The organism is Nocardia sp. NPDC051756 (assembly GCF_040681495.1).
Lineage (GTDB): Bacteria > Actinomycetota > Actinomycetes > Mycobacteriales > Mycobacteriaceae > Nocardia.
Window position 1 is genome coordinate 567,825 of the sequence record NZ_JBFAYV010000005.1, and the last position, 24,236, is coordinate 592,060.

Annotated in this window: 25 protein-coding genes; 15 read left to right on the top strand and 10 right to left on the bottom strand. The window is 68.3% G+C overall.

Annotated features, from left to right (window positions below; translation table 11 throughout):
- The first annotated feature begins 14 nt into the window (after positions 1–14).
- The 6 genes from AB0M22_RS24580 (at position 15) to AB0M22_RS24605 (ending at position 5,194) form a co-directional block, all read left to right on the top strand.
- The gene (locus tag AB0M22_RS24580) at positions 15–404 is read left to right on the top strand and encodes an STAS domain-containing protein (protein ID WP_107660644.1); all 390 of its coding nucleotides are present in this window, start codon (positions 15–17) and stop codon (positions 402–404) included.
- The gene (locus AB0M22_RS24585; RefSeq protein WP_150404521.1) at positions 382–807 is read left to right on the top strand and encodes an ATP-binding protein; all 426 of its coding nucleotides are present in this window, start codon (positions 382–384) and stop codon (positions 805–807) included. Before AB0M22_RS24580 ends, AB0M22_RS24585 begins: the two co-directional genes overlap by 23 nt.
- Entirely contained in the window at positions 800–1,435 is a 636-nt protein-coding gene (locus AB0M22_RS24590) for a SpoIIE family protein phosphatase (RefSeq protein ID WP_364731080.1), read from the top strand. Before AB0M22_RS24585 ends, AB0M22_RS24590 begins: the two co-directional genes overlap by 8 nt.
- Positions 1,436–1,448: 13 nt before the next feature.
- Positions 1,449–3,791 (top strand): SpoIIE family protein phosphatase, encoded by a 2,343-nt coding sequence (locus AB0M22_RS24595; protein WP_364731083.1) that lies wholly within the window; start codon positions 1,449–1,451, stop codon positions 3,789–3,791.
- 26 nt (positions 3,792–3,817) lie between these two features.
- Positions 3,818–4,603 carry a flavin reductase family protein gene (locus AB0M22_RS24600; protein ID WP_364731086.1) on the top strand — a complete coding sequence of 262 codons (786 nt, stop codon included), beginning with the start codon at positions 3,818–3,820 and terminating at the stop codon, positions 4,601–4,603.
- A 252-nt stretch (positions 4,604–4,855) separates the two neighbouring features.
- Positions 4,856–5,194, top strand: coding sequence for an STAS domain-containing protein (locus AB0M22_RS24605; RefSeq protein ID WP_150404841.1), 339 nt, complete (start codon positions 4,856–4,858; stop codon positions 5,192–5,194).
- Positions 5,195–5,274: 80 nt separating this feature from the next.
- On the opposite strand, the gene AB0M22_RS24610 is transcribed toward AB0M22_RS24605, so the two are convergent.
- Entirely contained in the window at positions 5,275–6,312 is a 1,038-nt protein-coding gene (locus AB0M22_RS24610) for an LLM class F420-dependent oxidoreductase (RefSeq protein WP_364731089.1), read from the bottom strand.
- Between the two features lie 131 nt (positions 6,313–6,443).
- Here AB0M22_RS24610 and AB0M22_RS24615 point away from each other — a divergent pair, with 131 nt between their 5' ends.
- Positions 6,444–7,103 (top strand): cyclodeaminase/cyclohydrolase family protein, encoded by a 660-nt coding sequence (locus tag AB0M22_RS24615; RefSeq protein WP_364731092.1) that lies wholly within the window; start codon positions 6,444–6,446, stop codon positions 7,101–7,103.
- Between the two features lie 67 nt (positions 7,104–7,170).
- On the top strand, positions 7,171–8,136 hold the full coding sequence (locus tag AB0M22_RS24620) for a TIGR03557 family F420-dependent LLM class oxidoreductase (protein ID WP_364731095.1): 966 nt from the start codon (positions 7,171–7,173) through the stop codon (positions 8,134–8,136).
- Between the two features lie 4 nt (positions 8,137–8,140).
- Here the strand turns inward: AB0M22_RS24620 and AB0M22_RS24625 are convergent, their stop codons facing one another.
- Complete coding sequence (locus AB0M22_RS24625; RefSeq protein WP_364731098.1) at positions 8,141–9,061, bottom strand: NADP-dependent oxidoreductase; 921 nt, start codon at positions 9,059–9,061, stop codon at positions 8,141–8,143.
- A 67-nt stretch (positions 9,062–9,128) separates the two neighbouring features.
- On the opposite strand from AB0M22_RS24625, the gene AB0M22_RS24630 reads away from it, so the two are divergent.
- The 3 genes from AB0M22_RS24630 to AB0M22_RS24640 all read left to right on the top strand — a co-directional run bounded on the left by AB0M22_RS24630 (position 9,129) and on the right by AB0M22_RS24640 (position 11,987).
- Positions 9,129–9,533, top strand: a complete 405-nt coding sequence (locus tag AB0M22_RS24630) for a helix-turn-helix domain-containing protein (RefSeq protein WP_364731101.1) — start codon at positions 9,129–9,131, stop codon at positions 9,531–9,533.
- A 679-nt stretch (positions 9,534–10,212) separates the two neighbouring features.
- Positions 10,213–10,965, top strand: coding sequence for a L,D-transpeptidase (locus AB0M22_RS24635; protein ID WP_364731104.1), 753 nt, complete (start codon positions 10,213–10,215; stop codon positions 10,963–10,965).
- A gap of 122 nt (positions 10,966–11,087) precedes the next feature.
- The gene (locus tag AB0M22_RS24640; protein ID WP_364731107.1) at positions 11,088–11,987 is read left to right on the top strand and encodes an alpha/beta hydrolase; all 900 of its coding nucleotides are present in this window, start codon (positions 11,088–11,090) and stop codon (positions 11,985–11,987) included.
- Here AB0M22_RS24640 and AB0M22_RS24645 read toward each other — a convergent pair.
- Entirely contained in the window at positions 11,984–13,741 is a 1,758-nt protein-coding gene (locus tag AB0M22_RS24645) for an ABC transporter ATP-binding protein (protein WP_364731110.1), read from the bottom strand. The genes AB0M22_RS24640 and AB0M22_RS24645 overlap by 4 nt on opposite strands.
- An 84-nt stretch (positions 13,742–13,825) precedes the next feature.
- Between AB0M22_RS24645 and AB0M22_RS24650 the strand changes: the two genes are divergently transcribed.
- Both AB0M22_RS24650 and AB0M22_RS24655 read left to right on the top strand, forming a co-directional pair.
- The gene (locus tag AB0M22_RS24650; RefSeq protein WP_364731113.1) at positions 13,826–14,251 is read left to right on the top strand and encodes a MarR family transcriptional regulator; all 426 of its coding nucleotides are present in this window, start codon (positions 13,826–13,828) and stop codon (positions 14,249–14,251) included.
- A gap of 170 nt (positions 14,252–14,421) precedes the next feature.
- The gene (locus AB0M22_RS24655; protein WP_364731116.1) at positions 14,422–15,192 is read left to right on the top strand and encodes a hypothetical protein; all 771 of its coding nucleotides are present in this window, start codon (positions 14,422–14,424) and stop codon (positions 15,190–15,192) included.
- Between the two features lie 9 nt (positions 15,193–15,201).
- Here the strand turns inward: AB0M22_RS24655 and AB0M22_RS24660 are convergent, their stop codons facing one another.
- The 7 genes from AB0M22_RS24660 to AB0M22_RS24690 all read right to left on the bottom strand — a co-directional run bounded on the left by AB0M22_RS24660 (position 15,202) and on the right by AB0M22_RS24690 (position 22,198).
- A complete protein-coding gene (locus AB0M22_RS24660; RefSeq protein WP_364731118.1) occupies positions 15,202–16,335 on the bottom strand; it encodes a mandelate racemase/muconate lactonizing enzyme family protein in 1,134 nt (377 codons plus the stop codon).
- Positions 16,332–17,711, bottom strand: a complete 1,380-nt coding sequence (locus AB0M22_RS24665) for an aldehyde dehydrogenase family protein (RefSeq protein ID WP_364731121.1) — start codon at positions 17,709–17,711, stop codon at positions 16,332–16,334. The genes AB0M22_RS24660 and AB0M22_RS24665 overlap by 4 nt, the downstream gene beginning before the upstream one ends.
- Complete coding sequence (locus AB0M22_RS24670) at positions 17,708–18,298, bottom strand: thiamine pyrophosphate-dependent enzyme (protein ID WP_364731123.1); 591 nt, start codon at positions 18,296–18,298, stop codon at positions 17,708–17,710. Before AB0M22_RS24670 ends, AB0M22_RS24665 begins: the two co-directional genes overlap by 4 nt.
- Positions 18,299–18,300: 2 nt before the next feature.
- Complete coding sequence (locus tag AB0M22_RS24675) at positions 18,301–18,843, bottom strand: thiamine pyrophosphate-binding protein (protein WP_364731125.1); 543 nt, start codon at positions 18,841–18,843, stop codon at positions 18,301–18,303.
- Positions 18,844–18,967: 124 nt separating this feature from the next.
- Positions 18,968–19,687, bottom strand: a complete 720-nt coding sequence (locus AB0M22_RS24680; RefSeq protein WP_364731128.1) for a GntR family transcriptional regulator — start codon at positions 19,685–19,687, stop codon at positions 18,968–18,970.
- Between the two features lie 78 nt (positions 19,688–19,765).
- Entirely contained in the window at positions 19,766–21,064 is a 1,299-nt protein-coding gene (locus AB0M22_RS24685) for an MFS transporter (RefSeq protein ID WP_364731131.1), read from the bottom strand.
- A 282-nt stretch (positions 21,065–21,346) separates the two neighbouring features.
- The gene (locus tag AB0M22_RS24690) at positions 21,347–22,198 is read right to left on the bottom strand and encodes a bifunctional 5,10-methylenetetrahydrofolate dehydrogenase/5,10-methenyltetrahydrofolate cyclohydrolase (protein WP_364731133.1); all 852 of its coding nucleotides are present in this window, start codon (positions 22,196–22,198) and stop codon (positions 21,347–21,349) included.
- 241 nt (positions 22,199–22,439) lie between these two features.
- Between AB0M22_RS24690 and AB0M22_RS24695 the strand changes: the two genes are divergently transcribed.
- Together AB0M22_RS24695 and AB0M22_RS24700 are read left to right on the top strand one after the other, a co-directional pair.
- A complete protein-coding gene (locus AB0M22_RS24695; RefSeq protein ID WP_364731136.1) occupies positions 22,440–23,309 on the top strand; it encodes a YdcF family protein in 870 nt (289 codons plus the stop codon).
- Between the two features lie 123 nt (positions 23,310–23,432).
- The gene (locus AB0M22_RS24700) at positions 23,433–24,233 is read left to right on the top strand and encodes a putative protein N(5)-glutamine methyltransferase (protein WP_364731138.1); all 801 of its coding nucleotides are present in this window, start codon (positions 23,433–23,435) and stop codon (positions 24,231–24,233) included.
- Positions 24,234–24,236: the final 3 nt, after the last annotated feature.

A 24,236-nucleotide genomic window follows, 5' to 3' on the forward strand; every position in this document is an offset into this window, starting at 1 on the left:
ATCAGGGCGGGCACATGCCGGTACCGATTCTCAAACAGGGCACTTATCTCATCGCGTCGGTTCAATCAGCGTTGACCGACGCCGATACCGAACGCCTGCAAGACGACCTGATGAAACAGGTCAGCAAATATCGGGCGCACGGAATCATCGTCGACGTCACCGCGATCGACATCATGGATTCCTTCGCAGCGAGATCGTTGCGTACCATCGCGCACATGACGCAGCTGCGCGGCGCCGAAACGGTGATCGTCGGGCTGCAGCCGGAAGTCGCCTTCGCGATGGTGCAATTGGGGCTGACGTTCGAGGACATGCACACCGCCCTCGATCTCGAAGAGGGTCTCGCCTGGCTGAACAAGAAGACCGCCTCCCCACGCCAGCGGGATGGTCGTGACAGTGGCCGCTGAGAACCTGGTGATAGCGGTCAGAGTGTCGGGCGACATCGTGATCGCACGTCAGGCCGGCCGCGAACTGGCAGCGAAGCTCGGATTCACACTGACAGACCGCACCATGATCTCCACGGCGATCTCCGAAATCGCCCGCAACATCACCAGTTACGCAGGCAGCGGCGAGATCCGCCTGATGGTCGACGACCGCGAGGGTCGGCAGGCGCTGGTGGTTCAGGCCGAGGACCAGGGGCCCGGCATCATCGACATCCCCCGCGCGCTGGAGGACGGTTATTCGACCGGGCGCGGACTAGGACTCGGTCTCCCCGGCGCGCGCAGGCTGATGGATCGGCTACTCGTCGATTCCGCGCCTGGCAAGGGCACGTTGGTGGAGATGTGGAAGTGGGTACCCAACGGTGCATGAAGACGGGTTCATCGGCCGAATCGAATGGGCGGTGGCCGGTCGCGCCCTCCCCGGCCAACGCGTCTCCGGTGATCGCGGCCTCATCCTCGACACCGGTGGCGGCACCGTCCTTTTCGCCGTCCTGGACGGGCTGGGCCACGGCGCGCCCGCGGCCGACGCCGCCGACCGGGCCGCGCAGGTGCTCTCGGAGAACCGCGCCGAACCATTGGACGTGCTGATGGTGCTCTGTCATCGGGCCATGGCCGACACCCGCGGCGCCGCGGTCTCGCTCGCGCTCTTCGATCCGAGCGACACGGTGCGCTGGCTCGGCGTGGGCAATGTCGAATCCCGGGTGCTCACCGTGAGTCCCGCCGGTCTGGCCGTCCGCGCGACCATCCTGCTCACCGCGGGCATCGTCGGTTACCGACTACCGCAGAATCTGCAACCGCAGACCATTCACGTGCGCCCCGGCGATCTGCTGCTGATGTCCACCGACGGCATCGTCAGCGAGTCCGCCGACGCGATCGACCTGTCCAAGTCGACCGCGGACATCACCGCGGACATCCTCGGTAAGCACGCCAAGGACACCGACGACGCGCTGGTGCTCGCCGCCCGCCACCGCGGCTCGGCCCAAGGCCCGACGTCATGAGGGGCGCGGCCACATGACCACACTGGCCGATTTCCTCGATGAGTACGGGAAAGCGCTACGGCGGCACCTGGATTCACCGACGCAAGGCACCCTGGCCGAAGGGTACGAGCTCGGCCGGCGAGCGCTGGTCGAGGGCATCAGCCTGCTCGACCTCAACGAGAACCACTTCCGGGTGGTGCAGGCGGCCGAGCACGCCGCGGGCATCGGCGACCCGGACTCCCGGCTGGCCGAGTCCGCGCTGGAGTTCCTGCTGCAAACCCTTGCCGCCCTCGACATCGCGACCCGCGGCTACCTCGACGGGGTCGGCCGCTACGAGCAACAGCGCACCCGCGCCGACGATCTGGCCGGCCGCGACGCCTTCCGCACCGCGCTGGTGGAGTCGCTACAGGACGGCTTCTTCGTCGCCGATTCGCACGGCGCGATCGTCGAGGTCAACTCCGCGTTCGGCGCGCTGACCGGGTACGGCGCCGCCGACGTGCCCTACCCGCTGCCGCATCCGTGGTCGATGCCGGAGGGTCCGCGCTATCCCGATCTCGGCACGGAGGCTTTGCGTTTCGTGATTCCGATCCGGCATCGCGACGGGCGCTCGCTGTGGCTGGCGGTAAGCACCAGCGCGCTGATCAAGCCGGAGAACAACGAACGGATCTTCGTCGGCACGATTCGCGACGTCACCGCTGAGCACGACGCGCAGGCGCGCGATCAGGCCGCGTCCCGGCTGGCCACCGCGGTGGGCGCGGCGACCAGCGTGGTCGAGGTGCTCGCGGTCGGGCTCGACGAACTGCGGCGCACCGTCGGCGCGCAGACCGCGGTGGTGTCGGTGTGGCCGAGCAGGCACGTCGAGCCGGAGGTGTACGTCTCCGGCGCCGAGGGCGCGAACGGCCCGGAGAACGCCGAATTGGACGCGCGCGCACAGGCAATGCTCGATCGAGCCCGACGCAGACCCGGCCGCAGCCTGTTCGCGATCCCGGAGGGCACCGACAGCTCCGAGGGCATCGTCGCGCCGCTCGGCGAGACCGGTGACGCCGCACTGTGGTTGCGCTTCGCCGCGCCGCGCGCGATCAGCGCCGCCGACTGGACCTTGTTCTCGCTGCTGATCGGACATCTGAGCCTCGCGGTGCAGCGGGCGCGCAACTTCGATCAGGCCCGCTCGACCTCGCTGACCCTGCAACGCGCCATGCTCGGCCCGATCGAGCTGCCGCCGCGGTTCTCGGTGCACTACGAACCCGCGCTGCCGCCGCTGGAGATCGGCGGCGACTGGTACGACGTGGTCCCGCTGCGCGACGGCACCATCGGCGTGGTGGTCGGCGACTGCGTCGGCCGTGGCCTGTCCGCCGCCGTGGTGATGGGTCAATTGCGTACGGCCGCACAGGCTTTGCTGTTGCGCGGGGCCGGGCCGGCGCAGTTGCTCGCCGAGCTGGACACGGTCGCGGGCCGGATCCCCGGCGCGATGTGCACGACCGTGTGCGCCGCCGTGCTCGATCCGGTGCGCGGGCTGGTCCGCTACAGCAGCGCGGGGCACATGCCGCCGATCCTGGCCGACGTCGACGCGACCGGCCGCCTGCTCGAGGGCGGACGGTCGTTCCCGCTCGCCACCTTCGAGACGCCGCGTCGACCCGAGGCGACCACCGCGCTCACGCCGGGCTCGACCCTGGTGCTGTTCACCGACGGGCTGGTCGAACAGCGCGGTGTCGACATCGACGACAGCTTCGCCAAGATCGCCGACGTGCTCTCCGGCACCTCCGCCAAGCTGCCCCGCGAGGTGGCCGACGCGGTGCTCTCGCGGCTGCGGCCCGCCGCGGGCTACGACGACGACGTCGCCATGGTGGTGTACCGCCAGCCACCCGCCCCGCTGCGGCTGGAAGTGCCCGCGCACGCGGATGAGCTCGCGTCCCTGCGCCGTACGCTCAAGGCCTGGCTGTCCGCCGCGGCGGTGCCGCACGATCTCGCCTCCGATCTGGTCGCCGCCACCAACGAGGCGTGCAGCAACAGCATCGAGCACGCCTATCGCAACGGGGCCGTGCCGACCGGGCGCCCGGAGAGCACCGACCGCTCGATGGGCCGCGTCGCCCGATCCCTGCGCGACCCGTCCGCCGACATCAACCGCGTCGAACTGACCGCCACTTGCAACACCGAGACGGTGGTGATCACCGTCGAGGACACCGGCAGCTGGAAGCCCCGCTCGGCCGACCCCGGCTACCGCGGCCGCGGCATCGACATGATGCGCGCCCTCACCGAGGAACTCGATATCGACCACACCGGCCCCGGCACCCGAGTCCGCATGTCCGTCACCCTCCCCGCCATCACCTTCCCGGTAGCAAACCCGTTGCGCGGCACCAACCGCCGCATCACCGGCTAGCCCGCGCGCCGAATCCCGTAGCGCGGGTGGGCGACTCGCGCACCAACGTCCGGCTGACAACGCCGGTCGATCGATCCGCCGAATTCCGTAGCGGAGGTAGGCGACTCGCGCACCTGACCCGGATAACGCCGCGTCGTTTTACCGCCAGCACCGGCACACCGGTGCGCGGCATCGTGGTCGGCATGCATCGTGTTGTTGATCTCGGGGTTCTCTATTTCGGTACGCCGGTGGTGTTGATCAGTACCCGGAATCCGGATGGGACGGCGAATGTGGCGCCGATGTCGTCGGCGTGGTGGTTGGGTGATCAGTGCATGCTCGGGATGGGTACGGGGTCGCAGACGTCGCGGAACATGGCGCGGGAGCGGGAGTGTGTGTTGAATCTGCCGTCGTCGGGTCTGGTGGGTGCGGTGGATCGATTGGCGTTGCTGACCGGTTGCCCGATCATGACCCCGCACAAGATCGAGAAGGGGTATCGGTACGAGCCGGACAAGTTCACCGCGGCCGGGCTCACCCAGCTCCCCGCGGACCTCGTCGCCGCGCCGCGGGTCGCCGAGTGCCCGATTCAGCTCGAATGCGAGGTGCTGGCCACCGAACCGTTCGGCATCGACACCGGCGCCCTCGCCCACACCGTTCGGGTGCTGCGCGCGCACGTGGCCGAGGAGTTGATCATCCCGGGCACCGCGCACATCGATCCGGTCGGCTGGGATCCGCTGATCATGAAGTTCTGCGAGTTCTTCGGCAACGGCGCGCAGTTGCATCCGTCTCGGCTGGCGACCGCGTGGCAGATACCGAGCGCGGCGACCAGCCATTGAGCAGACCCGCCGGTAACGCTCCGATTCTGAAGCGGCGCAACGGCAACTTCGACCCGCGTCCTACGGTAATGTCTGACCCTATGAACGCGCCTAGGTTGCGAATTCGCGGCTACTTGTGTGTGGTGGAGTCGTGAACGAGCGACAGCGAGTGAACCGAGGACACAGCACCCTGTTGGGCGCGACGGAGCCGAGCGCTAGCGAGGTGGAGTCGTGACCAACACTTCCGGAGACGCGTATCCCCTCGCGGACACGATGACCACCACCGTCGCTTCCCAGGACGGTGCGACGGTCCTCACGGTGGCAGGCGAGGTCGACCTGGCGACGGCACCCGCGCTGGAGAGCTCGATCGAGGCGATCCTGAACGGCAAGCCCGCGGCCCTGATCATCGATCTGAGCGCGGTCAGCTTCCTCGCCTCGGCCGGCATGGCTGTGCTCGTCGCTACCCACCAGCGTGCGGGCGACTCGACCGCGATCGCCGTCGTCGCCGACGGCCCCGCCACCAGCCGCCAACTGAGAATGACCAATCTCGACCAGGTCTTCGCCGTGCACTCCACCCTGGAAGCGGCCCTCGCGGGCTTCCGCGACCGCTGACCCGATCGGCCCCGGCTGGGGCATGACCCACGACTCGGCGAGCGGGCGCAACCACGCCTGCTCGCCGATCGTCGTTCGAATCAGCAGAGTTCGCGCAGCTGCTCGATCAGCTTGACCCGGTCGGCCGGGGTGGCGGCCATCGGGAGCACGTTCAGGACGGTGACGCCGGCCTCGGCGAACGCGGCGACCCGCTCCTTGACGTAGCTCGCGGGACCGACCAGGGAGATGTCGCGGACCAGGGCGTCGGGGACGACCTTGGCCGCCTCCTCCTTCTTGCCCGCGAGGTACAGCTCCTGGATGCGGTCGGCCTCGGCGCCGTAGCCGTACTTGGTGGCCAGCGTGTGATAGAAGTTCTTGCCCTTGGCGCCCATGCCGCCGATGTAGAGGGCCAGGTGCGGCTTCACGAATTCCAGCAGCGGCTCGACGTCCTCGCCGATGGCCAGCGCCGGGCTCGCGTACACCTCGAGCGGGCCGAGCTGCGGGTCGCGCTTGGCGAAACCGGCCTCGAGCGACTCGCCCCAGATCTTGTTCGCCTGCTCGGGCAGGAAGAAGATCGGCTGCCAGCCTTCGGCGATCTCGGCGGTCAGCTCGACGTTCTTCGGGCCGATCGAGGCGAGCAGCACCGGAATGCGTTCGCGCACCGGGTGATTGATCAGCTTGAGCGGCTTACCCAAGCCGGTGCCCTGCCCTTCGGGCAGCGGGATCTGGTAGTACTTGCCCTGGTATTCGAGCTTCTCCCGCCGCCACACCTTGCGGCAGATCTCCACCAGTTCCCGGGTGCGTCCGATGGGCGCGTCGTAGGGCACGCCGTGGAAGCCCTCGATCACCTGCGGGCCCGACGCACCGAGGCCGAGGATGTAGCGGCCGTCGGAGACGAAATCCAGGCCGGCCGCGGTCATCGCGGTCAGGCTCGGGGTGCGGGTGTAGATCTGCAAGATGCCCGAGGCCAATTGCAGCCGGGTGGTCTTGGCCGCGAGGTAGCCGAGCGCGCTCACCGCGTCGTACGAGTACGCCTCGGGGACGAACACGATGTCCAGGCCGGCCTGCTCCAGATCGGCGACCTCCGCCGCCGCCTCTTTGAAACCGCCCGAGTAGTTGATGCCCAATCCGATCCGCATAGCACTCAACATAACGGCGACTACGGGTCGCCGCCGCACCGGACCGGTCCGGCAGGCGGCGCCGGCGGTCAAACCGGTAGCGTTGACCGCGCACTCCTCCCCCTCGCCGCACCATGAAAGGCCTCTGACCCGTGTCGCAGCCGAGCACCTCGTCCCAGGAAACTGCCTCCTCGTTCGGCGAGGCGACGCTCGCGCAGTACCTCGACGATCTGGCCGCCAAGATTCCCGCGCCGGGCGGCGGGGCCGTGGCCGCGCTGCACGCCGCGCAGGCCGCCGCGCTCGTCGCGATGGTGGCGCGCTACACCACTCGGGCCAAGGACGCCGACAACCGGCCGGTGGTCGACCGGATCATCGAGGCCGCCGACGCCGCCCGCGCCCGCTCGCTGGCCCTGGCCGACGCCGACGCCGCCGCGTTCACCGCGGTCGGCGCGGCCTACAAGCTGCCGAAGACCACGCCGGCGGAGATTGCCGAGCGCACCGCGACGATCAACGCCGCGCTGGTCGAGGCCGCGCGGGTGCCCGCCGCGGTGGTCGACGAGGCCGACGAGGTGCTCTCGCTGGCCACCGAGCTGTTCCCGATCGGCAACCCCAACGTGGTCACCGACATCGGCGCCGCCGCCGACGCCTGCCGGGCCGCGGCAGGCAGCTCGCAGCTCAATATCGAGATCAATGTCGCCTCGCTGCCCGCCGAGGAGGGTGACCGGTTCGCACCGGTTTTGCTGCGCATCGAGGAACTCGTCGCACGGGCCGACGGCCTGCATGCCGACGTGGTGCACGCCGTCCGCGGCTAGACCGGTTTCCGGATCGCCCGGCCGGGTATGACGGCGGAAAGTCGCCGACATAGTCCAGGAGGTAGCCGTGCAGATCGGATACAAGCTGGCCGCGGAGGCGTTCGGGCCGAAAGAGCTGATGCGCCAAGCGGTTCGGGCGGAATCCGCCGGTTTCGATTTCGTCGAGATGAGCGATCACTTCCACCCGTGGCTCGACGTGCAGGGGCATTCGCCGTTCGCCTGGACGGTACTGGGCGCGATCGCGGTGCAGACCGAGCGGATCGGGCTGGCGACCGGGGTGACCTGTCCGACCGTCCGCTATCACCCGGCGATCATCGCGCAGGCCGCGGCGACGTTGGCGCTGGTCTCCGATGGCCGGTTCACCCTCGGTGTCGGCTCGGGTGAGCGGCTGAACGAGCACGTGGTCGCGCGGGAGTTCCCGGACGTGCGTAAGCGTCAGGAGATGCTGCGCGAGGCGCTGGAGATCATCCGATTGCTGTGGCGCGGCGGCTATCGCTCCTACGACGGGCGCTACCTGTCGCTGTCGGATGCGCGCGTCTTCGATCTGCCCGACGAACTTCCGCCGATCGCCGTCGCGGCCAGCGGACCGCCTTCCGCCCGCATCGCGGCCGAACTCGGCGACGGCCTGTTCGCCACCGAACCGAAGTCCGAGATCGTCGAGCGCTACCAGGCGGCCGGCGGTACCGGACCGCGCTACGCGGAGGTCCCGATGGCCTGGGCGCCGGACGAGGAGACCGCCGCCAAGGCCGTGCTGGAGACCAGTCGCTGGGCGCTGACCGGATGGAAGGTGATGAGCGAACTGCCCAACCCGGTGAATTTCGATGCCGCGTCCAAGACGGTGCGGATCGAGGATGTGGTGCAGCAGTTCGCCTGTGGCCCGGATCCGGCCCGGTATGTCGAGGTGGCCCAGGAGTTCGTCGATGCGGGGTTCGATCGCCTGGTCATGCAGAACGCCGGGCCGGACCCGGACGGGTTCATCGACTTCTATCAGCAGGAACTCGAACCCCGGTTCCGTCAGCTCACGCCGAGCTGATCCGTTAGGCGGGTGAATTCCACGCGGCCAGAACGATTTTGCCGCGGACTCGGCCGGATTCGCTGAGCTGGTGGGCCTTTGCCACGTCGGCGAGGGGCAGGACCTGATCGACCGTGACGCGCAGGTGTCCGCGGTCGACCATGGTGGCGATCTCGCGCAGGGAAACGCCCGCGGGTTCGACATAGAAGCGTTCGTAGCGCGGATCGGTCTCGAGCTGCGGATCGGTCTCGGCATCCGGGCCTTGCATGTCGAGGTAGCGACCGTTCGGGCGGAGCACGCGCAGTGAACGCGCGCCGTATTTGCCGCCGACGAGATCGAGCACGACATCGATGTCCCCGACGGTATCGGCGAAATCGACTGCGGTGTAGTCGATCACCTCATCGATGCCGAGTTCCCGCAGATACTCGTGGTTGGCGGCGCGGGCGGTGCCGATCACGTGAGCGCCACGGTGCTTGGCGATCTGCACCGCCAGATGACCGACGCCACCGGCCGCGGCGTGCACCAGGATTCGCTGCCCCGCGCCGACCGCGGCCAGCGCCTGCCACGCCGTCGATGCCGCCACCGGCAACGCCGCCGCGTGCAGGTGATCCAGGCTCGCCGGTTTCGGCGCCAACGTATGCGCCTGCGCCACCAGGTATTCGGCGTTCGCCCCGCCCATCACCATCCCGTACACGGCATCGCCGACCTGGAACCGATCCGCGCCCGCACCGAGCTCCTCGACGATCCCGGAAACGTCCAATCCCAGTGTCAGCGGCGGATTTCCGAGCACGGGCACCTGCCCTGCACGAACCTTCCAGTCCGCCGCGTTCACGCTGGTCGCGGCGACCCGCACCAACACCTCCCCCGGCCCTGGCTGCGGTCGAGCCACCTCCACCGTTTCGAGAACGTCCGGACCGCCGAATGTGCGTTGAATGATTGCCAACATGCCAACGATTCTGCGGCGACCTAGTATCTATTGGAAAGAAGGCACCTTTATGATCCCGAGGTACCCAATGGATACTGCCCCCGCCCCGACCTTGGTCGAGAGCTACCTGCACAAGTGCCCGGCCCGCGAGATCTTCGCCGTGCTTGCCGACAAATGGGTCCTGCTGGTACTCGTCGTCCTGCGCGACAACAAGGCCCCCGTCCGCTTCAACGACCTGCGCCGCCGCCTCGACGGCATCACCCAGAAGATGCTCACCCGCACCCTGCGCACCCTCGAACGCGAAGGCCTCGTCCACCGAGCCGTCTACCCGACCGTCCCACCCAAGGTCGAATACTCCCTCACTCCGCTCGGCGAAAGCCTCGGCGCGATCAGCCAGGCCCTCGGCAATTGGTCGGACCAACACCAACACCAAATCCTCGCCGCCCGAGCAGCTTTCGACACCCGCCCAGCTCCGGAACCACTCAGCCTGTAAACACAACGCCGAACCCCACCCCGGCCATCCGCCTATCACCGAAGATCCGCACCCTCTCTCGGGATTTGCACTCGAAATAGGGCCCTATTTCGAGTGCAAATCCCGAGAGGAAGTGCGGATTCCATCGGTCAGGCGCCTGACGTGGACGTTCCAGCGTGGTCATCCGGGCTGTGGTTACGTCCCAAACGCTGTGGACAAGAGGGGTTCGGTCGTGGCGGTGTGGTGGTCGGCCAACCTGCGTCGCGCCCCCGGCGCTTGTCGTGGCGAAGATCCGCACCCTGACTCGGGATCCGCACTGAGAATAGGGCCCGAGAGAGGGTGCAGATCCCGAGTCCGGGTGCAGGTTTGCGAAGTAACCCGCTTGTCCGTATCGCGGAAGGGCTGGTGGCAGGGATCGTGCTGCGGGCGAATTGTGCAGCGGCGCACGGAATTGCTAGGTATTTCGTGCGCGGCGGGCGGAGAGGGGCGAGGCGGTAGCCAACAGTCAATCTGCACGAACGGTCGTGCGATAGGCGAAGGGGCGGGTTTGGCGGTGGAGGGTGCGGGTAGGCAGCATAGAGAGGGGCATGGTGGTCGGTTACGACTGCGGCACGGCTGGGATCGATTCGTAGACCGAGTTGATCATGCGGCCTAAAATTTAGTTTGCTTGCCTACCCACCATCTCGAAGGGGTGGAGCTCATGAGAAATATCATCCGATATCTGTTCCTAACGATCTTGGTCGCGGTGTTGGCCGTGTTCTGGTCGGGAACGGCGACAGCAACGCTGATCGGAAACAGCACGACAATCAGTCCGGTCGAATCGATCGGGCCCGCGGACGGGCAGGTGGTGGGCGTGGCCCACCCGGTGACCGTCCGATTCGCGACTCAGGTCGCCGATCGCGCGAAAGCCGAGCGATCCATCGATATCCGGACCACGCAACCGTTGACCGGGACGTTCGCGTGGACCAGCGACCGGGAGGCGGTGTGGACGCCGACCGGCTTCCTGCCCGCCAACGCCCGGATCACCGTCGGCGTGGGCAACGCCCGCACCGAATTCGACACCAACGCAGGTGTTTACGGTGACGGCGACATGTCCGCGCACACGTTCACGCTGACCGTCGGCGGCATACCGAGGACGATGCCCGCCTCCTACGGCAAGCCGAAGTACCCGACCCCGTCGGGCACCTTCCCCGTGCTGGAGAAAGCACGCAACGTCGTGTTCGATTCGCGCACCATCGGCATACCGCTGAGTTCACCCGAGGGTTACGTGATCAACGGTGAATTCGCCGAACGCCTCACCTGGGGTGGTGTTTACATCCACTCGGCGCCATGGTCGGTCGAGGATCAGGGCAACGCGAATGTCAGCCACGGCTGCCTCAACCTGTCCCCGGAAAACGCCGAATGGGTTTATCACACGATCAATGTCGGTGATCCGGTCACGCTGCACTGGTAATCGCGTCACACACCCGCGCACCGCTTCGGCGGTCCGCGGGTGCGGGCACAGCTCCCCCGCATGACATGATCGAGCGAGTGAGACAGTAGATCTCGGTCGCTGGACCTGGTAGGAGCTGATCGATGACCACCGCAACCCGCTCGGATATCGAATTCCAGTCGGACGGCAACACGGTCCGGGGCTGGCTATATCGGCCCGAGACCACCGGCAAGCCGGTTCCCGTCGTGGTCATGGCGCACGGGCTGGGTGCGGTCAAGGAAATGCGCCTGGATGCCTTCGCCGAACGGTTCGCCGCCGCCGGGATCGCGGCCGTGGTCTTCGACTACCGGCATTTCGGCGCGAGCGACGGTGAACCGCGGCAGCTGTTGAGCATCGGCCGTCAGCTCGCCGATTGGTCGGCGGCGATCGACTACGCCGCCGGTCTCGACGGCATCGATTCCGCTCGAATCGCTTTGTTCGGAACGTCTTTCAGCGGCGGGCATGTGTTGCGGGTGGCCGCGCAGGACCGCCGGGTCGCAGCGGTGGTCTCGCAATGCCCGTTCACCGATGGTCTCGCCTCCGCGCCGACCGTCGGCTTCCGGCCGCTGCTCGGCATCGCCGCCCGCGCCGTCGCGGACGTCGCCGGCGCGGCGCTGCACCGGCCGCCGGTCACCGTCGCGCTCACCGGTCAGCCGGGCCAGACCGCCCTGATGAACGCGCCGGACGCGGCCCCCGGCTACAACGGGCTGGTGCCGCAGACGTTCACCCATCCCAACGCGGTCGCGTCCCGGATCGGCCTGACCCTCCCCCTCTATCGCCCCGGCCGCAGCCTGCGCAAGATCGACGTCCCGGTCTTCCTCGGCGTCTGCCTGAAGGACACCGTCGCCCCGCCGGGCCGCACCCTGCGTTACGCGGCGGGCGCCGGACCCAACGTCGAGGTGCACGAATATCCGGCCGGCCATTTCGACATCTACGTCTCCCCCGATTTCGACGAGGTGGTGGCCGACGAGACCGCCTTCCTCGTCGAACACCTGCTGCGCTAGGCCGCTTCGATCAACGTGTCGTCGCGGGAAAGCAGTGCGGCATAACGCCCGTCGAGTTCCATCAGCTCGTCGTGCGAGCCGCTCTCGACGATGCGGCCCTGGTCGAGCACGACGATCTGATCGGCATCGCGAATGGTCGACAACCGGTGCGCGATGGTGATCGTGGTCCGGTTGACCGAGAGCGCGTCGATCGCCTGCTGCACCTCTTGCTCGGTGCGGGTGTCCAGCGCGCTGGTCGCCTCGTCCAGCACCAGGATCGGCGGATTGCGCAGCACCGCACGGGCAACCGCGAGCCGCTGCTTCTCGCCACCGGAGAACCGGTAGCCGCGCTCACCGACGAGCGTGTCATACCCGTCGGGCAGGCTCATGATGTGCTCGTGGATCTGCGCGGCGCGCGCCGCATCGTGCAGTTCCCGTTCCGTCGCATCGGGTTTCGCGAAACGCAGGTTGTCCGCGACCGTGGCGTGGAAGAGGTAGGTCTCCTGCGACACCACGCCGACGGCGGCGGCGAGATCGGCAAAGGACAACTCGCGCACGTCTTTTCCGTCGATGGCGATCCGTCCCGAGGTCACGTCGTAGAGCCGCGCCACCAGGTACCCGAGAGTGGTCTTCCCGGAACCGGTTTCGCCGACGATGGCCAGGCTCGACCCGGCCGGCACCGTGATGTCGATGTCGCTCAGCACATCCCGGTTGCCCGAGCCGTACGAGAATCCGACGTGGTCGAACCGCACCGCACCCGTCACCTTGCCGAGCGGCACCGGCTTAACCGGCTCTTCGATATCCGGCTTCAGGTCCAGGTACTCGAAGATCCTGCCGAACAACGCCATCGAGCTCTGCACCTCGACACCGGTGGACAGCAACTGCACCATCGGCCGCAGCAACGTCGTCTGCAAGGTAGTGAACGCGACCAGCGTGCCGATCGACACCAACGGCTGACCGCCGGTCACGCTGAGGCCCGCTGCCCAATAGATGACGGCAGGCATGGCAGACATGACGATCGTGATGGTCGACTGCCGCCACCGTCCCGCCATGCTCGCGCGCACCTCCAGATCGACCAGCCCGCGCGATTCCCGCACAAAACTGTCGACCAGCGCGGGCGAACGCCCCATCGTGCGGCCGAGCAGAATGCCGCTCACCGAGAGCGACTCCTCCACGATCGCCGACATGCCGGCCAGCTTCTCCTGCCGCTGACCGGTGATCTTGCGCCGCTCGCTGCCGACCCGGCGGCTGATCCAGACGAAGAACGGCAGCATGACCAGCGAGACCAGGGTCAGCCGCCAGTCCAGCACGAGCATCGCGGTGACCGCGGCGAGCACCGTGGTGAAGTTCGAGACCAGCGACGTCGCGGTGGAGGTGACCGTCGACTGCATGCCGCCGATGTCGTTGGCGATGCGCGACTGCACCTCACCGGTACGGGTCTTGGTGAAGAAGGACAACGGCATTCGCTGTAACTGCGTGTACACCGCGGACCGCAGGTCGTGCATGACGTCCTGCCCGACGGTGGTCGAGATGTAGGTCTGGAGCACGCCGAACACGCTGGTCAGCGCGGCGACCGCGATCATGCCCGCGGCGAGCAGGGTAAGCAGGCCGGTGCGGCCGTGCGGGAGCGCGTCGTCGAGCACCGCGCGCAGCATGAACGGCGAGGCCAGTGCGACGACCGAGGACAGGCAAACGAGGGCGGCCACGAGGGCCAGCCGGGCCCGATAGGGCCGGAACAGCCGGACGATCCGGCGGAGCTGATGTGGGGGCTGCATAGGCGCCTCCTTCCGGGAGAGCTAACTCATGAAACTGAGCATGACTCATAATTGTTCCCGAAACAATGAGTTATGCTCAGAAACATGGAGTCCGCCGACACCGACCTGCCCGAACTGTTCCTGCGCACGGCCAAACGGATCCGGCGCAACCAGGTGGGCCGGCTCGCCCCGCTGGGTCTCACCCCAGCTCAGGCGCGTGCGTTGCGCATCATCGCGCACCAGGACGAACCGCTGCGGATGACCGCGCTCGCCGAACGGCTCGGCATCGTGCCGCGCTCGGCCACCACCGTCGTCGACGCCCTCACCGCCGCCGATCTGGTCACCCGCGCACCCGACCCGGCCAATCGCCGCGCCACCCTGGTCACCCTGACCGAGTCCGGCCGCGCCACGCTCGCCCGGATGGCCGATGCGCGCCGCGAGGCCGCCGAGGAACTCTTCGCCACGCTCACCGCCGAGCAACGCGAAACCCTGCGAGACCTGCTGGCTACCCTCGATTCGACCACCGGGTAGCACAATCCGGACTTACCGACCGGTATCCCCCGCGCGCACACCATTGTCAGCAACCGGGCAGTATTCTGCCCGAAGCGACAGCGAGTCGGCCGGACATACGCGTCCGCACCTTGCTGCATTTCGGGAACGGTGCGGATAACCTGGCGATATGACCTGACGAAGGCGGGGCGATGGATCGACCGGAGATGGGCTCACAGCCCGGATACGACTATGGGCGGGGGCCGCAGATGATGAATCGTGGTGTGCCGGAACAGCGGTACACGCCGGAACAACGGTATGCACCGGAGGAACGGTATCGGGGCGAGTACGCCGATTGGGTCGAGCAGATGCCTGAGCGCGAACCGGAACCGGACTACGCACCGGACCACTTCGAGGACGAGTTCAGCGGACTGATCGATCGGTCCAAGCGGAACCGGTCGCCCCGCCGCTGGGTGGTGCCGCTGCTCGGGGTGCTCGGCGCGGCCGCGGTGGCCGCCGCCGCCTTCGTGTACTTCAGCGGCGGCGACGAGCCGTCCTCGGTGGCGACCAGCACGCCGCGGATCGCCGACCCGGCCGCCTCCGCCGGCGCGCAGTGCACGTCGGAGAAGGTCGGCAACCGGATCAAGGGCAACGACGCGGGCAACTTCGACTCCGGGCCCGGCGCGATCTTCGCCTTCCAGCACGCGTACTACGTCACCCGCTCCGGCGACGAGGTCCGCGCGGCGACCACCCAGGACGCGGCGGTAGAACCCGCCGACGCCATCCAGCGCGGCATCGACAGCATTCCGGTCGGCACCACCTACTGCGTCGCGATCACCCCCGGCGCGTTCGCCGGCCAGTACATGGTGGTCGTCACCGAGAACCGCCCCGGCCGCGCGCCGGTCACCTACAACCCGCAGCTCGTCACCACCACCAAGGACGACGGCCGCACCCTGATCAGCGCCATCAGCCCGGGTCAATAACCCTGCGGCTCAGGCGAACTCGTACTTGGCGACGACTTCCTCGTCGAGTTCGATGCCCAGCCCCGGCCGCTGCGGCACCTGCACCTGATTGGACCCGTACCGCAACCGGGTCTCCGGCGTGAGCAGCTGTTCGAAGTTGTAGATGCCCTTCTCCAGCGCGAAGTACTCGACGACCAGCGTGTTCGCCACCGCGCCGCACAGGTGCACGTGCAGGTTGTGATGCCAGTGCGGCGCCATCTGCAAGCCGAACGCGTCGGCGGCGTGCGCGACCCGCAGCCACTCGGTGACGCCGCCGACCACGCCGGCGTCGGCTTGCAGGATCGAGGCCGCGCCCGCCTCGATGAGCTGCCGGAATTCCCAACGGGTCTGGTGGATTTCGCCGGTGGCCACCGGCGTGCGGATCTGCCTGGCGAGTTCGCCGTGCCCGGCGATCGCGTCCGGCGAGAGCGGCTCCTCGAACCACCACAGCTCCCGGTCACCGGCCGCGCGCTCGAACGCCTCGATGGCGCGGCGGGCCTCGTGCACCGAGCGATAGGCGTTGTTGGCGTCCAGGGCGAGCCGGCCGGTGTCGCCGATCGCCTCGATCGCGGCCGCCACCCGGCGCGCATCCTCGGCCACGCTCAGGCCGCCGACCTTGATCTTGTGATCGGTAAAGCCTTGTCCCGCATTGAATTCGATCTCTTTGCGCACGGCCACCGTCCATTCGCCCTCGTCCGGCCGGTAGTAGCCGCCGGACGCGTACGCGGGCAGCGGGGTGGTCGAACCACCGAGCAGGCTGGCCAGGGGCAGTCCGGCTCGCTTCGCGCGTAAGTCCCAGAGCGCGATGTCGATGGCCGACAAGGCCCGCAGCACGGCGCCGCGGCGGCCCGCGAGCAGCGCCTCCTGGTAGGCGAGACTCCACAGTCCGTGCACGTCGTTGTGGTCGGCGCCGAGGTAGACCGGCGCGAGCACGTCGTCGACCGCGCACTTGGTCAGCGTGCCGCCGCTGGTGCCCGCGTAGGTGTAGCCGAGGCCGGTCGCGCCGGTGTCGTCGGCGACCTCGACCAGGACGTAGTGCCGATCGGTCAAGTCGCGGTTGGACATTCGGGTCGGCTTGTCGACCGGGATGCCGACCACGCGGGCTGAGATTCGGGTTATGGTCATCGACTGCTCCTCGCGGATGGGGCGGTGCGTACCGCCTGGATGTTGGCGAATTCCGTGGCGCCGTAGGTGCTCAGCTCGCGGCCGTGCCCGCTGGCCTTGACCCCGCCGACGGGCAGGCGCGGGTCGGATTCGGAGATGCGGTTGACGAAGACGGAGCCGGCCGCGATATTGGCCGCGAGTTGCTCGACCCTGCCGAGGTCACGACCCCAGATCGAGCAGCTCAGGCCGTAGGCCGAGGCGTTGGCGGCGGTCAAGGCGGCGGCCGCCGAGCCGACCGGCAGCAGCGCGCCGAGCGGGCCGAACGTTTCCTCTTGGAACGCAACGGAATACGTGTCCGGCACCTCGACGATGGTCGGCGTGAACCAGGCGCCCGGACCGGAATCGCCTGCGCCGCCGACCAATACCTCGGCCCCGGCCGCGACCGTCGCGTTCAGCTGCCTGCGCAACTCGTCACGCAGATCGGCACGCGCCATCGGACCGATATCGGTGCCAGGCAAGGCCGGATCGCCGACGACCAGCTTGCCGAGTTCGGCCACCATCGCCTCGGCGAACTCGGGAAAGATGGTCCGCTCGACGATGATTCGCTTCGCGGCGATACAGCTCTGCCCGGCATTGAGGAACCGGGAGCGCACCGCGGCCGCAGCCGCGTCGCCTACCTCGGCATCGGACAGCACGATGAACGGATCGGACCCGCCGAGTTCCAGCACGACCTTCTTGACTGCGCGCCCCGCCCGGGCCCCGACGATCGCGCCGACCCGATTGCTGCCGGTGAACGCCACCGCCGCGACGCGCGGATCATCGATCAGCGGCCCGATCCGATCCGGCGGCAACAACACGCTGGTCAGCACGCCCGTGCCGCACACCTCGTCGAACAGCCGCTGCACGGCCAGCGCGCAACCGGTGACATTGTCGGCGTGCTTGAGCAGCACCGTGTTGCCGATCGCCACCGCAGGCAGCATCGACCGGAAGACCTGCCAGAACGGGTAATTCCACGGCATGATCGCCAAAATGACGCCGAGCGGCCTGGTTCGGATCTGCCCGCCGTCCGGGAAGACGTCGACCGCTTGCGGCGCAACCAGATCCGCGACGCGATCGGCGTAGTAGTCACAGGTGAGCGCGCACTTCTCGATCTCGGCCACGGCCTGGCCGATCGGCTTGCCCATCTCGGTGGTGATCAGCGCCGCCAGCGTCTGCGAGTCCGAACGCAGCCGGGCGGCCAGCAGCCGCAGCCGATCGGCGCGGTCCGCAAACGGCTCGTCGACCGCCCTGCGGGCAGCGGCGACGGCCCGGTTCAGCAGCGCCGACAGCTGATGATCAGGGGTGAAAGAGTATGTCTCGACGGGACTTCCGTCGACCGGATTGATCGTGGTGATCATCGGCCCGCCTTCACCGTGGAGCGCGCGGCCAGCCAGTCCTGGAAGCGCCGCCCGAGGATCACCGGATTCTCCAGCAGCTTCGGCACGCCGGTGGCATTGCCCACCGCGATGCGCACATGCAGGAACACCGGGCCGTCCAGGGCCAGCACCTCGGTCAACCGTTCCCCGAGTTCTTCCGGATCGGCCGCGCGGCGCACCGTCCAGCCGGCCGCGGCGGCCAGCTCCCCCAGGTCGATTCGCGAACCGTAGGTCGGCAGGTTCGCCGTCGCGCCGTACACGCCGTTGTCCAGCAACACCATCACCAGCTTCGCCGGCCGCAGAAAGCCCGCTGTGGGAAGCACATTCGGGTTCATCAGCAGCGATCCGTCGCCCTCGATCGCCACCACCTTCGGCACATCGGTGTCCGCGATCCCCAGCGCGACGCCGGTGGCCACCGAACCGGCCAGCCCCATCGCGTCGAGCAGATACAGGTTGTTCGGGCGGTCCGCCACCGCCGCCAGCTCCCGGCTGGACGCGGCACAGGTCACCACCACCGGCAGCTCGGTCGTGTGCGTGGCGATGATCCGCAGTGCGTCGATACGTTTCACGATCAAGCCGCCTTACCGTCGGTCGCCCAGAAGTGCGCGAGCACCACCACGGGGCGAAAAGTCATGCGCGCGTGCACCCCGGCCTCGGTGACCACCGATTCCCAGTCCTCCGGTCCGCTGCGCCGGTCGAGCTGGAAGGTCTGGATGCCGAACTGGTCGAGCATGCGCGGCACGTGCTGGCTGAACGTGTGGATCATCGAGTTGTACTCGCCGAGCCCGCCGCGGGTGTTCGCGACGATCAGCATCGGCAGGTGGTAGGCCACGTTGAACGTGGTCAGCGCGGTCAGCGCATTGCCGAAACCGTTGTCCTGCATGACGATCGCGCCGAGCTTCCCGGTCAGCGGCAGCGCGCCGATCAGGCCGGCCGCCTCCTCTTCCCGAGAGAGCGGGAACACCCGCTCCGAGATGCCCGCCGCGCCGCCGCTGGTCTCTACCAGCGCCGTGATGACGGGCGCCACGCTGACCGATGGCACGTACCCGACCAGATCGACCTCCGCCGCCCAGATGCCTCTGGCGACGGACGTCGCATACGAGTTGGAATTCACCGAATGTCCCTTCGCCGGACCGGCTGCCGATCGCAGCCCCTTGGTGTCTGCAACATACTACTCATCATGAGTAGCATGCAACACTCATTTATGAGTGACACCTATCCAGTTTCGGACCGAACTGTCAGTAGGTGACTTGGTCGCCCTCGGGCACCGACACCGAGACCCACCGCCGCCATTCCGCGACCAGACCGCGGTTGTCGTCGCTGCTGTGCGCGACCAGCAGATCGCCGGAACGGACCAGGTGCTTGCGCATCGCACGCTCGGCGCCGACCCCGTCGCGCTTGCGCAGCGCGTCGATGATGTCCCAGTGGTCTTTCAGCGCGGTATCCACCGGCTGATACCGCGGCACGCTGTGCCTGCCGTCCAGCGCCAGCGTCTGGCGCAGCTCGTTGACGAACTTGGCCAGCCGGCGATTGCCGCTGGCCTGCAAGATCAGTTCGTGCAGCCGCTCGTCGGCGGCGAAGTATTCGGCGCCGCCGTCGGCCGTGCGCTCCATGATCCGGTACTCGGTCAGCATGGCTTCGTCGTCGCGGCTGGTCATCACCGCGGCGGCACTGCGGCAGGCGGGCGGTTCCAACAGCACGCGCAGGCTGCACAGGTCGACGATGCCGCGACCGTCCTGCCCGAGCACCCGGGCGCCGCGGTTGCGTTCGATCTTGACCAGGCCCAGATCGGCCAGCTTCAGCAACGCCTCGCGCACCGGCGTCCGCGAGGCCCCGAACCGTTCGCCCAGTTCGCGCGACGAGTAGAGGATGCCGCGCTCGAGCCGCCCTTGCCGGATCGCGTCCCGGATTTCGGCAGCGATCTGCTCGGACTTGCTGTCAACCGCGTCTTGCGACAAGGCACCTCTTCATGGAGCGAAAGCAACGGGAAATCGCCCGTGGCACACCGACCTCGGGCGATTCCCCAGCATAGCCGCTCAGGGAGCGGGTACTGCCGCGGCGCGGCGGGCTCGCGTCCGCACGGCGATCGCGCCGACCACAACCAGCGCGCCGACATTGGCCAAGATCATCACCGCGATCGCGAAGCTGGTGTGCCCGCCGGACGCGTCCTTGATCCAGCCGAACGCGTATGGGCTGACGAACCCGGCCGCGTTGCCGAGCGAGTTGATCAGCGCGATGCCGCTGGCCGCGCCCGCGCCGGCCAGGTAGGCCGTCGGCACCGCCCAGAACAGCGGTTTCGCGGTCTGCGCGGCCATCGTGGCCACGGTGATCGCGGTGAACGCCAGCAGCGGCGAGCCGAGCGCGAACGCCGTCACGGTGAACGCGACCACCGAAATGGCCAGCGCGATCAGCACCGGCCGCGACGAACGGTCGTTGCGCACCAGCCGCCCGGTGATGTACATCCCGACCGCGGCGAGCAGGAACGGGATCGCCGAGAGCCACCCGATCTGGAAGCTGCTCAGCCCGTGCCCGACCTCCTTGACCACCGACGGCATCCAGTAGGCCAGCGGATATGCCCCGCACAGCAGCAGGAAGTAGGCCAGGCACAGCGCGATCACCCGCTTGTCCCGCAGCGCCGCGAGGTGACCGGCCGGCGCCGTCTGCGCGCGCTCGGCGTTCTCCGCGTCCAGGGTCTGCTTCAGCCACGCGCGCTCGGTGTCGTCGAGCCACTTCGCCTTCTCCGGCGACTCGGTGAGCAGGAAGAAAAACACCACGCCCAGCACCACCGCGGGCACGCCACCGACGATGAAGATCCAGCGCCAGCCGTCCAGGCCGAGCGCGCCGTCGAACGTGTCGAGAATCCACCCGTTGAGCGGACTGCCGAGCACGCTGGCCACCGGAATCGCCACCATCACCGTGGCAATCACCTTGGTGCGCTGGGCATTCGGGTACCACCGGGCGAGGTAGACGATGATGCCGGGGAAGAAGCCCGCCTCCGCGACGCCGAGCAGGAAGCGCAGCACGTAGACCATCTCGACGCTGGTCGCGAACGCGGTCAGCGCGGCGATGATGCCCCAGGTGACCAGGATCCGGCTGAGCCAGATCCGGGCGCCCACCTTGGTCATGATGATGTTGCTCGGCACCTCGGCCAGCACGTATCCGACGAAGAAGATGCCGGCCACGAACCCGTACTGGGTCGCGCTCATGCCGAACGTCTCCTCCATGCCGAACTTGGCGAAGCTGACGTTGATCCGGTCGATATAGCTAACGATGTAGCCGATCACCAGCAACGGCACCACCCGGCGGGTGATCTTCCGGATTGCGTTCGCCTGCATAACTTCCCCCTCGGTACGGGGGATCGCACGGTCCATCTTCTTTTCCTCCACAGCACAGAGCCACAAGCTGCGATGGCATGCCACCTAGATAAGTAACATGTCTCACTTGATGAGTGGCATGCTACTCACGCTGTGACCTGACGCACAAGAGTTTCGCAGACGCGACGAAGACAGATGGCCGAAATGCGCTAGTCGTAGCGCCTGGGCAGGGAACGACAACGGCCGGTCCGGGGTCGCACTGCTGGCCCGGACCGGCCGTTGTCGTGGTGGAGCTGAAGTCGTCTAGTTCGCGGCTTTCTCCGCGGCGATGACGACGTGCCGCATGAGCAGCGCGGTGGTGACCGGGCCGATCCCGCCGGGAACCGGGCTCAGGGCCGCGGCCTTGCCGCGCACCGAATCGGCGTCGACATCGCCGACGATGCTTCCGTCCGCGGCCTCGTTGGTGCCGACATCGACGACGACCGCACCTTCGCGCACATGCTTGCCGGTGACCAGGCCGATCCGGCCCGCCGCGGCAACAACGACATCCGCCGCCGAAGTGACCGCGGGCAGGTCAGTGGTCCGCGAGTGACAGATTGTGACAGTGGCGTTTTCGGCGAGCAGCAGCTGCGCGAGCGGCTTGCCGACCACGTTGGACCGCCCGACGACCGCGACATGCCGACCGGACAACGGAATCTCGTGCTGCTTGAGCAACTCGACCACCGCTTCGGACGTCGCGGCGACGAACCCGTCGAGTCCGGAGGCGAGCAGCCCGAGCGACAGCGGGCTCACACCGTCGACGTCCTTCGTCGCGGCGATCGCCGAGCTGACGTCTTCGAGGGTGATGCCGGCGGGCAGCGGCGTCTGCAACATGATGCCGTCGGTCGCGCGGTCCGCGCTGCGCGCCGCGAGTTCCGCGCGGATCGTGTCCGCGGTCGCGTCGGCGCCGAGATCGACGGTGTCGCAAGCGATTCCGAGCCGCTCGGCGGCCTTGCGCAGCGAGTTCACGTACCAGGCGCTGGCCGGGTCGTCGTTCGCCACGATCAGGGCCAGGCGCGGCGCGGCGCCCGCCTCGGTGCGCGCGGCGGCGCGTTGCTTGGTGTCGGCGTTGATGGCGGCGGCGAGTTCCTTGCCGGTCAGCGAAACGGTATCCACGTTGTCACACCTTATCGGGGCCGCCACCGGACGCGGTGACTGCGCCCGACGAGCCGCGCCCGGTTTGTCCCGATGCCCGAAATAAGCCGCAGAATCCGCCCGGCAAATACGCGATTTCCAGATCACGCCGCCGTATCGTGGTCATGCTTGCCCACGGCTAACTGCCAGCACGTGCCCTACCCGTTCTTTTGCCGAGCACCCAGCATGCCCTCAGCATTTTCGCGGAAAGGTGTCGACTGTAGTGAAGATATCGAGGCACTGGAAACATCTGGCCGCGTCCCTGTTCGCGGCCGTCATCGTCACCGGCCTGGCCGGCGTCCCGGCCCACGCCGGTGAGACCGACGCTCTGTACAACTCCGCCCAGCGCAACTTCACCGACGGCAACGACGTCGCCGGCCGCGCCGACCTCCGCAACCTGATCGGCGCCGACCCCGGCGACGCCGACGCCCTCTCGCTACAGGCCATCTGGTCGCACTACGCGGGTGACCTGCCCGCGCTCGCCGACGCGATGGCCCGGCTCAACGTCGTCGACCCGGGCATGGCGGCAGGCACGACCAACGTGCTCAACGCCATCAGCGCGGCCGTCGGCACCCTGCCGAATCCGCTGCCCGCGCTGATCGGTCCGCAGACCGGCATCGTGGTCCTCGGTTACGGCCTGCTGCCCGACGGCGCGCTGCGCCCCGAGCTGGTGAACCGGTTGACCGCGGCCTGGCTGCAATCGATCGCCGCACCCCTGTCCCCCATCGTGGTGACCGGCGGCAACCCGCAGAACGGCATCACCGAGGCGGACGCGATGGCGGGCTGGCTGATCGGCCACGGCGTGCCGCCGAACCGGATCAGCGTGGAGGGCCGGGCCGGGTCGACCGTGCAGAACGCGCTGTTCGGCACGCAGAAGCTGCGGGAGGTCGGCGCGACCAGCGCGGTCGTCGTCACCTCGCCCAACCACATCCGGCGCGCGGTCGCCGACTTCATCGTGGCCGGCACCCAGGTGGTCGGCGCGACCACCTCGCTGGAACAGCTGGTCTCCCAGCTGCCGCCACCGGCCCGGCAGTCCCAGCGCGGGATCTATCTCGACGCCACCCGCACGTTCGAGTTGGACACTTCGCGCTGAGTTCAGCATCCGTGCCCGGGATCCGCGCGACCGTGCGGATCCCGGGCACGCGGCTGTCGAGACCGACGTCACCGGAAAATCCAGTGGCTCGACGGCGGCCAGGCACGGCAGGATGTCCGGGTGATGGCAGGTAGTACCGAGGTGGTCGAGGTCTTACGCGCGGCGGGTTGCGTCTTCGCCGAGGACGAAGCCCGCCTGCTCATCGCCGCCGCCGCGGAAACCGGCGCCGATCTGAACGCGCTGGTGGCGCAGCGGGTCGCCGGCACTCCCCTGGAACATCTGCTCGGCTGGACCGAATTCCACGGCCTGCGGGTCGCGGTCGCGCCGGGCGTTTTCGTGCCACGCCAGCGCACCGCTTTCCTCGTCGAGGCCGCCGCGGATCTGGTCCGGGCCCGCAACCGCCATTCCGTGGTCGTCGATTTATGTTGCGGCTCAGGCGCATTGGGTCTGGCGCTGGCCACGATGCTGGCCGCCGAGCACACCCTGGTGACGCTGGCCGCCGCCGACATCGACCCCGTCGCCGTCGAGTGCGCGCGCCGCAATCTCACGCCGATCGGCGCTCCGGTCTACCAGGGCGACCTGTTCGAACCACTGCCCGAGGAACTGCACGGCTGCATCGACGTCCTGCTGGCCAACACCCCGTACGTGCCGTCCGAGATGATCGAGCGGATGCCGCCGGAAGCCCGCGACCACGAACCGCGCGCCGCCCTCGACGGCGGGCCGGACGGCCTGGACATCTTCCGCCGCGTCGCCGCGGACGCCCGGACCTGGCTCGCCCCCGGCGGCCACCTGCTGATCGAATCCAGCGAGACGCAGGCGCCGGTCGCCCTCGACGTGCTGGCCGAACACGGACTCGCGGGCCGGATCGCCGAATCCGACGAGGACTACGCCACCGTCGTCATCGGCACCAGACCCGCCCGCTAGTTC

Bases quoted from the DNA above. Each gene is read 5' to 3' on its own strand.
- AB0M22_RS24580 (WP_107660644.1), top strand. From the start codon at position 15: ATGCCGGTACCGATTCTCAAACAGGGCACTTATCTCATCGCGTCGGTT.
- AB0M22_RS24585 (WP_150404521.1), top strand. From the start codon at position 382: ATGGTCGTGACAGTGGCCGCTGAGAACCTGGTGATAGCGGTCAGAGTG.
- AB0M22_RS24595 (WP_364731083.1), top strand. From the start codon at position 1,449: ATGACCACACTGGCCGATTTCCTCGATGAGTACGGGAAAGCGCTACGG.
- AB0M22_RS24605 (WP_150404841.1), top strand. From the start codon at position 4,856: ATGACCACCACCGTCGCTTCCCAGGACGGTGCGACGGTCCTCACGGTG.
- AB0M22_RS24610 (WP_364731089.1), bottom strand. From the start codon at position 6,312: ATGCGGATCGGATTGGGCATCAACTACTCGGGCGGTTTCAAAGAGGCG.
- AB0M22_RS24625 (WP_364731098.1), bottom strand. From the start codon at position 9,061: ATGTTGGCAATCATTCAACGCACATTCGGCGGTCCGGACGTTCTCGAA.
- AB0M22_RS24630 (WP_364731101.1), top strand. From the start codon at position 9,129: ATGGATACTGCCCCCGCCCCGACCTTGGTCGAGAGCTACCTGCACAAG.
- AB0M22_RS24635 (WP_364731104.1), top strand. From the start codon at position 10,213: ATGAGAAATATCATCCGATATCTGTTCCTAACGATCTTGGTCGCGGTG.
- AB0M22_RS24640 (WP_364731107.1), top strand. From the start codon at position 11,088: ATGACCACCGCAACCCGCTCGGATATCGAATTCCAGTCGGACGGCAAC.
- AB0M22_RS24645 (WP_364731110.1), bottom strand. From the start codon at position 13,741: ATGCAGCCCCCACATCAGCTCCGCCGGATCGTCCGGCTGTTCCGGCCC.
- AB0M22_RS24650 (WP_364731113.1), top strand. From the start codon at position 13,826: ATGGAGTCCGCCGACACCGACCTGCCCGAACTGTTCCTGCGCACGGCC.
- AB0M22_RS24655 (WP_364731116.1), top strand. From the start codon at position 14,422: ATGGATCGACCGGAGATGGGCTCACAGCCCGGATACGACTATGGGCGG.
- AB0M22_RS24660 (WP_364731118.1), bottom strand. From the start codon at position 16,335: ATGACCATAACCCGAATCTCAGCCCGCGTGGTCGGCATCCCGGTCGAC.
- AB0M22_RS24665 (WP_364731121.1), bottom strand. From the start codon at position 17,711: ATGATCACCACGATCAATCCGGTCGACGGAAGTCCCGTCGAGACATAC.
- AB0M22_RS24685 (WP_364731131.1), bottom strand. From the start codon at position 21,064: ATGCAGGCGAACGCAATCCGGAAGATCACCCGCCGGGTGGTGCCGTTG.
- AB0M22_RS24700 (WP_364731138.1), top strand. From the start codon at position 23,433: ATGGCAGGTAGTACCGAGGTGGTCGAGGTCTTACGCGCGGCGGGTTGC.